This is a genomic window from Pseudomonas sp., assembly GCF_035277045.1.
GTDB lineage: Bacteria > Pseudomonadota > Gammaproteobacteria > Pseudomonadales > Pseudomonadaceae > Aquipseudomonas.
In genome coordinates, this window is the sequence record NZ_DATELE010000262.1 from 1 (window position 1) to 6,242 (window position 6,242).

General features: G+C 63.9%; 5 protein-coding genes and 1 pseudogene. 4 read left to right on the forward strand and 2 right to left on the reverse strand.

The annotated features are described in order from the left end of the window. The 3 genes and pseudogenes from VJS90_RS14530 to VJS90_RS14540 all read left to right on the forward strand — a co-directional run. A pseudogene (locus tag VJS90_RS14530) lies at positions 1-128 on the forward strand (branched chain amino acid aminotransferase); the annotation flags it as partial. 270 nt (positions 129-398) lie between these two features. Next, positions 399-1,079, forward strand: coding sequence for a response regulator transcription factor (locus VJS90_RS14535; protein WP_324122343.1), 681 nt, complete (start codon positions 399-401; stop codon positions 1,077-1,079). Next, positions 1,057-2,445: a HAMP domain-containing sensor histidine kinase gene (locus VJS90_RS14540; protein ID WP_324122344.1), complete on the forward strand. Its 1,389-nt coding sequence runs from the start codon at positions 1,057-1,059 to the stop codon at positions 2,443-2,445. Before VJS90_RS14535 ends, VJS90_RS14540 begins: the two co-directional genes overlap by 23 nt. Before the next feature lie 178 nt (positions 2,446-2,623). On the opposite strand, the gene cysS is transcribed toward VJS90_RS14540, so the two are convergent. Further along, positions 2,624-4,006 carry a cysteine--tRNA ligase gene (gene cysS / locus VJS90_RS14545; RefSeq protein WP_324122345.1) on the reverse strand — a complete coding sequence of 461 codons (1,383 nt, stop codon included), beginning with the start codon at positions 4,004-4,006 and terminating at the stop codon, positions 2,624-2,626. 9 nt (positions 4,007-4,015) lie between these two features. After that, on the reverse strand, positions 4,016-5,719 hold the full coding sequence (locus VJS90_RS14550; RefSeq protein WP_324122346.1) for a glutamine--tRNA ligase/YqeY domain fusion protein: 1,704 nt from the start codon (positions 5,717-5,719) through the stop codon (positions 4,016-4,018). A gap of 236 nt (positions 5,720-5,955) precedes the next feature. Here VJS90_RS14550 and VJS90_RS14555 point away from each other — a divergent pair. After that, positions 5,956-6,242: peptidylprolyl isomerase (locus VJS90_RS14555; protein WP_324122347.1), on the forward strand; the 287-nt coding region annotated here is incomplete at its 3' end.

Genomic DNA, 6,242 nt, shown 5'->3' on the forward strand with positions numbered 1-6,242 from the left:
GCAAGCTGCATGTGTTCTACAGCGAAAGCGAAGTGGGCCCGGTGACGCAGAAGCTCTACCACGAGCTGACCGGTATCCAGAGCGGCGACGTGGAAGCGCCGGCTGGCTGGATCGTCAAGGTCGACTGACTCGGGTCTGCAACCCATTCGCGGGCACGCCCTCGGTCGCGACACAAGGGCTGCATACAATGCCCGCTGCGCGGGTCGAGGCATCCAACCGAGCTGGCCTCGCCAGCTCTAATGGAGCGGGCTCGCCGGGGCGCCCCGGCGAGCCCCCTCCCACAATGCGGGGCACCGCGACTCCTGATACCGCCTGCCTTCGCAGATGAATTTTTCTTAAACCGGCCGCTGTCTATTCTTTGGCACAATCAGACCTCTACTCGCTGCCCAGGTATTAGCATGCCCCGCGTACTGACCATCGAAGACGACGCCGTCACCGCCCAGGAAATCGTCGCCGAGCTGACCAGCCACGGCCTGGAAGTGGAATGGGCCGACAACGGCCGCGAAGGCCTGGCCAAGGTTATCGCCGGCGGCTTCGATCTGATCACCCTCGACCGCATGCTGCCCGAGGTCGATGGCCTGACCATCGTCACCACTCTGCGCACCCTGAAGATCACCACGCCGATCCTGATGATCAGCGCCCTCTCGGATGTCGATGAGCGCGTGCGCGGCCTGCGCGCCGGCGGTGACGACTACCTGACCAAGCCTTTCGCGTCCGACGAGATGGCCGCCCGCGTCGAGGTGCTGCTGCGGCGCAACAGCGTGCCCACCACCCAGACGCGCCTACAGGTCGCAGACCTTGAGCTCGACCTGATCAGCCACGAGGCCCGCCGCGGCACGCAGACGCTCAACCTGCTGCCCACCGAATACAAGCTGCTGGAGTTCCTGATGCGCCATGCCGGCCAGGTCATCACCCGCATGATGATCTTCGAGGAAGTCTGGGGCTATCACTTCGATCCGGGCACCAACCTGATCGACGTGCACATCGGCCGCCTGCGCAAGAAGATCGACGCCCCGGGCCAGACGCCACTGATACGCACGGTGCGGGGTTCGGGCTATGCCATTGCTGAACCCGTCTAAGGGCTGGAGCTCGTCGACCAGCCGACTGCTGGCGCTGTACAGCTTCCTGTTCGTGGCCTGGAGCAGCATCCTCATGGGGGTGTTGTATTTCGAGGTGTCGAGCTACCTCAACAAGCTCACCCGCCATTCCATGCTCCAGCGCCAGCACTTGTTCGCCCACATGAGCGGCAAGCAGCTGGACGATGCGCTGATCGCAAGCCAGGCCTTCGAGGAGCGCAGCTTCGACGCCTACGGCCTGTTCGATGCCCAGCTCAACCCGCTGGGCGGCCGCATCCGCCAGCTCCCCGCCGAACTGGGCCTGGACGGCCAGGTGCATGAGCTCAAGCGCTGCCTGGATGCCGACGACCCGCACCTGCCGCGTGACAGCTGCGATGCGGTGGCGATCAAGGTCAACGATGGCCGCTGGCTGGTGCTGGTGCGTGACAACGGCTCGCTGTTCGTGGTGACCCGGATCATCCTGCACGCCCTGCTTTGGGGGCTTTCGCTGACTATCCTTCCGGGGATAGCCGGCTGGTACCTGCTGCGCCGAAGGCCGCTCAAGCGCATCCGTGCGGTGCAGGCAAGCGCCGAGCTGATCGTTGCCGGCGACCTCACCCGGCGCCTGCCGCTGTCGGCCCGTCGCGACGAGCTGGACATGCTGGCCGCCATCGTCAACGTCATGCTCGACCGCATCGAGCGGCTGATGCACGAGGTCAAAGGTGTGTGCGACAACATCGCCCACGATCTGCGCACCCCGCTCACCCGCCTGCGCGCCCAGCTCTACCGGATCCGCCAGCAGAGCGCAGATGACGCGCCCCAGGCCGAGGCCCTGGAGCAGGCGATTGGCGAGACCGACACCTTGATGGCGCGTTTTCGTGGGTTGCTGCGTATCAGCGAGCTGGAAGACCGCCAGCGCCGCGCGGGCTTCGTTGACCTCGACCCGCATGCCCTGCTGACCGAACTTCACGACTTCTATCTGCCGCTGGCCGAGGATGGCGATATCCGCCTGGAGCTTGAGCAGCCAGCGCAATTGGCCGCGCTGCATGGAGATCGCGAGTTGTTGTTCGAGGCGCTGTCCAATCTGCTCGGCAACGCGATCAAGTTCACCCCCGAGGGTGGCATGGTGCGGTTGCGCGCGGGCCAGGACGGCTCTGGGGTACATATTGCCGTGGAGGACAGCGGGCCGGGAATTCCCGAACAAGAACGCGAAGCAGTGCTGAAGCGGTTCTACCGCAGCGAGGAAGGCCACCGGCATGCAGGGTTCGGGCTGGGGTTGTCGATCGTTGCGGCGATCGTTGACCTGCACGGGTTCAGGCTGGAAGTGGGCAGCAGCGAGCTGGGTGGGGCGAAGATGGTGTTGCGGTGTCCAATGAGTGGAGTGAGGTAGGACCTCCTCATTGCGGTGAGGCGCTTCACGATTCGTGGAAGCCACTGTCTCTGTACCCTGCCAGCATCGTACAACGCTTCAGTCCTGCGCCCCGGCGAGGGCGAAGCCCTCGCCGGGGCGCAGAGTTACCGTGTTGTGCAGTAGAGGCAGGAAACACCGAATGCAGCCAGCCAGTCTATCAGTCGGCCAGGCGCCAGGTGGTCCCGCCCTTCCCGTCTTCAAGCACCACGCCCATGGCCGTGAGCTGGTCACGGATCCGGTCGGACTCGCCCCAGTTCTTCGCCGCACGCGCATCCAGGCGCGCCTGGATCAGTGCCTCGACCTCGGCCGCATCAACCTTGCCCTCCGCCCCAGCGCGCAGGAAATCATCGGCATCAAGCTGCAGCACGCCCAGCACATCGGCCAGCTCGCGCAAACGCGCAGCAAGCCCTGCCGCCACCGCCGGCTCGCTCTCGCGCAGGCGGTTGATCTCGCGCACCAGGTCGAACAGCACGGCGCAGGCCTCGGGTGTACCGAAGTCATCGTTCATCGCGACCTTGAAGCGCTCCACGTACTCTTCCCCACCCAGCGGGGCAACCCGCGGCAGACCGCGCAATGCGTGGTAGAAGCGCTCAAGGGCGCCCTTGGCATCACGCAGGCTGTCTTCGGAGTAGTTGATCGCGCTGCGGTAGTGGCTGGCCACCAGCAGATAGCGCACCACCTCCGGGTGATACTTGTCGAGCACGTCGCGAATGGTGAAGAAGTTGTTCAAGGACTTGGACATCTTCTCGCCATTGATACGGATCATGCCGCAGTGCATCCAGGCATTGGCGTATGGCTTGCCGGTGGTGGCTTCACTCTGCGCGATCTCGTTCTCGTGGTGCGGGAACTCAAGGTCGCTGCCGCCACCATGGATATCGAAGCTCTCGCCCAGGCAGCAGGTCGACATCACCGAGCACTCGATATGCCAGCCCGGACGGCCCGCGCCCCATGGCGATTCCCAGCTCGGCTCGCCCGGCTTGGCCGCCTTCCACAGCACGAAGTCGAGCGGATCCTGCTTGGCCTCGTCCACCTCGATGCGCGCACCGATGCGCAGGTCTTCGATCTTGCGGCGCGACAGCTTGCCGTAGCCGACGAACTTGCCGACGCGGTAGTACACGTCGCCATTGCCCGGCGCGTAGGCATAGCCCTTGTCGATCAGGGTCTGGATCATCGCGTGCATGCCGCCGATATGATCGGTGGCACGCGGCTCCTGGTCGGGCGGCAGGATGTTCAGGCGCCGCTCGTCCTCGTGCATGGCATCGATCATCCGCGCGGTGAGGGCGTCGAACGCCTCGCCGTTGTCGTTGGCGCGGTTGATGATCTTGTCATCGATGTCGGTGATATTGCGCACGTACGTCAGGTCGTAGCCGCTGAATCGCAGCCAGCGAGTGACCAGGTCGAAGGCCACCATGCTGCGGCCGTGGCCCAGGTGGCAGTAGTCATACACGGTCATGCCGCAGACATACATGCGCACCTTGTTGCCTTCAAGCGGCTTGAAGACTTCCTTGGCCTTGCTCAGGGTGTTGTAGATGGTAAGCACGAAAATTCCTTAGCTGCCCCAAGAATCGCGAAGAGTGACGGTACGGTTGAACACCGGACGGCCTGGCTGGGTGTCCTTCAGGTCGGCGCAGAAGTAGCCTTCGCGCTCGAACTGGAAGCGGTCCTCAGGCTGCGCCTGGCCCAGCGAAGGCTCGGCACGGCAACCGCTCAGCACCTGCAGCGAATCGGGGTTGATATTGTCCAGGAAGCTGCCGCCCTCCTCGGTCTTTTCAGGATTCGCGGAGCGGAACAGGCGGTCGTACAGCCGCACTTCGCACTCGATGCTGTCCTGGGCCGGCACCCAGTGGATCACGCCCTTGACCTTGCGGCCTTCGGGGTTCTTGCCCAGGGTGTCGGGGTCGTACGAGCAGCGCAGCTCGACGATGTTGCCGTCGGCGTCCTTGATGGCCTCGTCGGCGCGGATCACGTAGCTGCCGCGCAGGCGCACTTCACCGGCAGGCTCCAGGCGCTTGTAGCCCTTTGGCGGCTCTTCCATGAAGTCGTCGCGGTCGATGTAGATCTCGCGGGCGAACGGCAGGACGCGAACGCCCATGTCTTCCTTCGGGTGACGCGGCAGCTCGAGCTGCTCGACCTGGCCCTCGGGATAGTTGGTGATCACCACCTTGAGCGGGCGCAACACGCACATCGCACGTGGCGCGTTACGGTCAAGATCGTCACGAATGCTGAACTCGAGCATGCCCATGTCGACCACGCCGTCGGAGCGGTTGGTGCCGATCATTTCGCAGAAGTTGCGGATCGAGGCCGGGGTGTAGCCACGGCGGCGGAAGCCCGACAGGGTCGACATGCGCGGGTCGTCCCAGGCATGCACGTGCTGCTCGTCGACCAGCTGCTTGAGCTTGCGCTTGCTGGTGATGGTGTAGTTCAGGTTGAGGCGGCTGAACTCGTACTGGCGCGGCTTGGCCGGCACCGGCAGGTTGTCCAGGAACCACTCGTACAGCGGGCGATGGCCCTCGAACTCCAGGGTGCAGATCGAGTGGGTGATGCCTTCGATGGCGTCCGACTGACCGTGGGTGAAGTCATAGTTGGGGTAGATGCACCATTTGTCACCGGTCTGGTGGTGGTGGGCATGGCGGATGCGGTACAGGATCGGGTCGCGAAGGTTCATGTTTGGCGAAGCCATGTCGATCCTGGCGCGCAGCACGCGCTCGCCATCCTTGAACTCGCCGGCCTTCATGCGCGCGAACAGGTCGAGGTTTTCCTCGACGGAGCGCTCGCGGAACGGGCTGTCCTTGCCTGGCTCGGTCAGGCTGCCGCGGTACTGCCGGGCCTGCTCCGGGGTCAGGTCGCAGACATAGGCCTTGCCGGCCTTGATCAGCTCGACAGCCCAGTCGTGCAGCTGGTCGAAGTACTCGGAGGCGTAGCGCACCGGGCCCGCCCACTCGAAGCCCAGCCACTTGACGTCGCTCTGGATGGCGTCGATGTACTCCTGGTCCTCTTTAGCCGGGTTGGTGTCGTCGAAGCGCAGGTGACAGGCACCGCCGAACTCCTTGGCCAGGCCGAAGTTCACGCAGATCGACTTGGCGTGGCCGATGTGCAGGTAACCGTTGGGCTCAGGCGGGAAACGGGTGACGATACTGCTGTGCTTGCCCGCGTCCAGGTCGGCCTGCACGATCGGGCGCAGGAAGTTCGCAGGGACGGCTGGGGCGCCTTTGGCAGGGGCGTTGGGAGCGGTGTCGGCGGTGGGCTTGCTCATAGGATCCTTGAATACCGGTACACGGCCTGGGTAGGCCGACTGAATCAAAGCGCTTATCATAGCCGAAGCAGTCAAGCTGCCGACAGCTCGACGCCGACAAACTGGCGCGTTTTATCGCCGCCTGTGCAAAATACCGGTCGCGCGCGTTGTGTCGTCTGCATCCGACTGTGCGTCAGGTGGTTGTAGGCAACGCTTCGCCTACCTTTTCCAAATGCCTTGAAAGAGCGAATTTCAGCATGTCCAAAGTCAAACTGAGCACCAACCACGGCGACATCATCCTGCAACTCAACGCCGAGAAAGCGCCCAAGACCGTCGAGAACTTCGTTCAGTACGTCAAGGAAGGCCACTTCGACAACACCGTGTTCCACCGTGTGATCAAGGGCTTCATGATCCAGGGCGGCGGTTTCGCGCCTGGCATGGAGCAGAAGAAAACCCGCGCCAGCATCCAGAACGAAGCTGACAACGGCCTGAAGAACACCAAGTACAGCGTTGCCATGGCCCGCACCATGGAGCCGCATTCGGC